The sequence below is a fragment of the Pantoea sp. Ae19-2 genome (genome assembly GCF_059801205.1).
This window is the reverse complement of the sequence record NZ_JBCHWE010000012.1, coordinates 1-217: the sequence shown is the minus strand read 5'-3', so window position 1 is coordinate 217 and position 217 is coordinate 1. Positions and strand designations below refer to the sequence as shown.

Genomic DNA, 217 nt, shown 5'->3' with positions numbered 1-217 from the left:
GAAGCGCCCGGCACGTTTCGCCTGGATATCGGCGTGCAGGATAAGGGCATCACCGGGGAAACCTATCTGGAGCTTGAGCGGCTTATCAGCGACGCCAAACCCTGCAGCCGTCATCTGCTGGGCATGTCGATAAACCTGCAGGTCACGGGCGAAACCCGCATTGCGGCGGGCAGCTACGACGGCGACGCCATGACCGTTTACCCCTACATTCCCGAAA

Annotated in this window: 1 protein-coding gene; it reads left to right on the top strand. The window is 60.8% G+C overall.

The window, feature by feature from the left end; all coding sequences use genetic code 11:
* A partial coding sequence (locus tag AAIE03_RS24200) for a phage tail protein (RefSeq protein WP_498563305.1) occupies positions 1 to 217 on the top strand: 217 nt, incomplete at both ends.